A 3,206-nucleotide genomic window follows, 5' to 3' on the forward strand; every position below is an offset into this window, starting at 1 on the left:
ATCCCATCAACGACGAGCCAAGAGCCTATTTCGTTTGGGATTTGATTATCTGCGCTCAATTTTCACCAATCTTGACCACCAGTTCCCAGCTTTTCTTAACTCTCTCCATTTTTTGTCCTGTACTTAGGCCATTATCCTGCCATTGGTTGCTAAATTGAGCAAGAGAAGTAGTTCTGCTAAGACTAAAATCAACTGTAAAATCTATGCCAACTTTTCGTTATATATTAGCTGTGGGTGTGGGGACGGCAATTGCCTTGAGCGGCATGGAATCCGGAGCCTCAGAAGATTTACCATCACTTACTAAGCCTCAGAGTAACTCAGTAGCTACACCTAACCAAGAATCCTTAACAGAAGCAGCCCCAAACCCAGAGGTAGGGAAGCTAGTGGTAGAAGTCATGGATAACACTACCCCAGCTTCCAATCAACCAGAGCAACAGGAGTCTATTCCCTCTGTAGATTCCTCACTCTCAGAAGCAGAATTAGTCCAAGAAGAATTAGTCCAAGAAATTATTGATCAAACCATCCTGCCTACTGACCAGCCAAAGCAGGAGGAGTCGATTCCTGCGGTGGCTGAACTAGCAGCGCCATTCGCCGAAGGCGACGCTTCGCGAACGGAATCCGTAGACGTTGGTGAGGATACGGTGGTTGAATCTGCCACAGGGGAAAACCCTGAATTAATGTCACAAACCTCTGGAAGCTCAGGAACCCCTGGAACCTCTGCGCCAGAGTTTCTTGATCCTGACCCCAATCCTTTATCATTTCCTACCCAAAGCCAGGAAGTCCAGATCGATATCACACAGCCCATTACCCTGCAACAGACCATAGAACTGGCAAAGCGTAATAATCAGGAATTACAGCAAGCGCAACTGACCTTGGAACGTAATCAGTTTGTTCTCCAAGAAGCCTTAAGTGCTTGGTATCCTAATTTGACAACAACTGCAGGAATTAACTATGCCGATAGTGCATCAGGACAGGTATCAGACGAGATAAGAGTCCAGCAAGGATTACTTCCAATCAATGAGCCGTCAGGAACTTTCAATGCAGCCCTAAGGTTAGATTATAACCTATACACTAGTGGGCAACGACCAGCACAAGTCCGGCTAGGGGAGGAACAGGTAAAGTTGCAGCAGCTGGAGGTAGAACGGCTTTCTGAAGAGATCAGACTTCAGGTCACCCTTGCCTATTACAATTTACAAGAGGCTGATGCTCGTGTTGAGATTTCCCAAGCGGCAGTCACTGAGTCTGCTCAGATTTTACGGGATACCGAGTTACTGGAACAAGCTGGCTTAGGCACCCGATTTGAGGTCTTGCAACAGCAGGTTGAGCTAGCCAATGACTCTCAAGGGTTGACCAATGCTCTGAGTGACCAACGTATTGCCCGACGTCAGCTGGCGGAGTTATTAAACTTATCTCAATCCGCAGAAATTACGGCAGCCGATCCCATCGAAATTGCTGGAAGTTGGGATTTATCTCTAGAACATAGCCTGATCCTGTCTTATAAAAACCGATCTGAGTTGGAACAGCAACTGGTGCAACGCCAGATCAACAAGGAACAGCGCACCATTGCTCTGGCTGCGGTCAGACCCCAGGTGAGTGTATTTGGTCAAATCGACCTATTTGATAACTTCAATGATACTGTTACCATGGGTGATGGTTACTCGGTAGGGGCAACATTGCAGTGGAATTTTTTCGATGGCGGAGCAGCAATGGCTAGAGCCAGGCAGGAAGATATTGATATTGCCTTAGCAGAAAGCAGTTTTGCTGACCAAAGGGATGAAATACGCTTTGAGATCGAACAAGCTTATTCTCAATTAAACTCCAATAAAAAGAGTATTGAAACGGCATCCTTGGCCCTAGACGTAGCAGAAGAGAGCCTCCGGCTAGCTCGGTTAAGATTTCAGGCAGGGGTTGGTACCCAAACGGACGTAATTAACCAGCAAACCGCCCTTACCCGGGCTAAGATTAACCGACTTACTGCAATTCTGGGCTACAACCGCGCTCTGGCCAACTTGCAACGGGCAGTGAGTAATCTACCAGACAGTAAAGTTAGTGATATTCCGTAGTATTCGATCTTAATTGAATTAAGGGGTAAACTAGACTTGTCCCAATTAGGCACTAAGTATTAGATACTAAGTATTAGATCTTAGGTATTAGACACTAGGTATTAGACCCTAGGTATTAGACGTTAAGGACTGATCTCTAATATCTAATAGGATTAACCTTGCCCTAACTCGCAAAACTAAATTGACAGAATACCTGCTCTGCTTTAGAGTTAATGGTTTATGGCCAACTTAGCCATGAACCATTAACCAGGGATGCTTATTTTTTTAACATTCCTTAATAAAATAGAAATACTATCAGAAAATAAGATCAGACTTGGGACAAATCATGGCTAATATCAAATTTGTCAAGGAAGACCAAGAAGTCATTGCTGCCAATGGAGCGAACTTACGAGAGAAAATGCTGCAAAATCGCATAGATCTCTACACGTTTCGGGGCAAGCTGGTCAATTGTGGCGGTTATGGTCAATGTGGTACCTGTATTGTGGAAATTGTGGCAGGCATAGAAAATTTATCCCCTAGAACTGAGGTAGAAAATCGGAAACTAAAGAAAAAGCCAGATACTTACCGATTAGCCTGTCAAGTCTTGGTGAATGGACCTGTGAGTGTTAAAACTAAACCAACCCTGAAGAGCAAATCCCCATCTGCTGCCATCTAACCATAGCAAGGGATTTTAGAGCTAGCTGGCGAGAGATTGTCAGCTGAATACTGCTCCTTGTATAGATGCTTACATAGGGTTTATAGCATTGATCAATTGGGTGAGGTGCTTTCGTCTTGGGTTTGTTCCCGTAGCTTGCTCCAAAGGGCAGGGAGTAGGGAGTAGGGAGTAGGGAATAAAGCTAAGACAATGGAATGTATCTCACCAGGATTTTCAACCCGCTTATCTACCATTAGCCGGATTTCCTCCTGCCAGGCTTATATTTCAATCTTCTATTTCGATTCGCCGAAGGCGACGCTTCGCGAACAGCCGTGTTAATGGTATCCTATAGCTGGTGGGTTAAAAACGATTTAGAGGAACTAATAATCATGCAAGTTAACGATCTAGGGTTTGTTGCCAGCATTTTGTTTGTGCTGGTGCCTGCGGTTTTCCTGCTAATTCTTTATATCCAAACCGCGAGCCGTGAAGGCTCAGGAAACTAGTTAGCT

General features: G+C 44.9%; 4 protein-coding genes. 3 read left to right on the forward strand and 1 reads right to left on the reverse strand.

What is annotated here, in order from left to right; translation table 11 throughout:
• Positions 1–203: 203 nt before the first annotated feature.
• Together F6K51_RS35695 and F6K51_RS35700 are read left to right on the forward strand one after the other, a co-directional pair.
• The gene (locus F6K51_RS35695; RefSeq protein ID WP_293030507.1) at positions 204–2,063 is read left to right on the forward strand and encodes a TolC family protein; all 1,860 of its coding nucleotides are present in this window, start codon (positions 204–206) and stop codon (positions 2,061–2,063) included.
• Between the two features lie 325 nt (positions 2,064–2,388).
• Complete coding sequence (locus F6K51_RS35700) at positions 2,389–2,718, forward strand: 2Fe-2S iron-sulfur cluster-binding protein (protein ID WP_008191595.1); 330 nt, start codon at positions 2,389–2,391, stop codon at positions 2,716–2,718.
• A 92-nt stretch (positions 2,719–2,810) separates the two neighbouring features.
• Here F6K51_RS35700 and F6K51_RS35705 read toward each other — a convergent pair whose 3' ends face one another.
• Positions 2,811–2,951, reverse strand: a complete 141-nt coding sequence (locus F6K51_RS35705; RefSeq protein WP_293030512.1) for a hypothetical protein — start codon at positions 2,949–2,951, stop codon at positions 2,811–2,813.
• A 135-nt stretch (positions 2,952–3,086) separates the two neighbouring features.
• On the opposite strand from F6K51_RS35705, the gene psbM reads away from it, so the two are divergent.
• Complete coding sequence (psbM, locus tag F6K51_RS35710) at positions 3,087–3,200, forward strand: photosystem II reaction center protein PsbM (RefSeq protein WP_044495836.1); 114 nt, start codon at positions 3,087–3,089, stop codon at positions 3,198–3,200.
• Positions 3,201–3,206: the final 6 nt, after the last annotated feature.

This window comes from Moorena sp. SIO3I8 (assembly GCF_010692325.1).
Taxonomy (GTDB): domain Bacteria; phylum Cyanobacteriota; class Cyanobacteriia; order Cyanobacteriales; family Coleofasciculaceae; genus Moorena.

What these genes read in the sequence shown, in the direction of transcription:
- F6K51_RS35705 (WP_293030512.1), bottom strand. Translation starts at nt 2,951, where the DNA reads ATGGTAGATAAGCGGGTTGAAAATCCTGGTGAGATACATTCCATTGTC.
- F6K51_RS35700 (WP_008191595.1), top strand. Translation starts at nt 2,389, where the DNA reads ATGGCTAATATCAAATTTGTCAAGGAAGACCAAGAAGTCATTGCTGCC.
- psbM (WP_044495836.1), top strand. Translation starts at nt 3,087, where the DNA reads ATGCAAGTTAACGATCTAGGGTTTGTTGCCAGCATTTTGTTTGTGCTG.
- F6K51_RS35695 (WP_293030507.1), top strand. Translation starts at nt 204, where the DNA reads ATGCCAACTTTTCGTTATATATTAGCTGTGGGTGTGGGGACGGCAATT.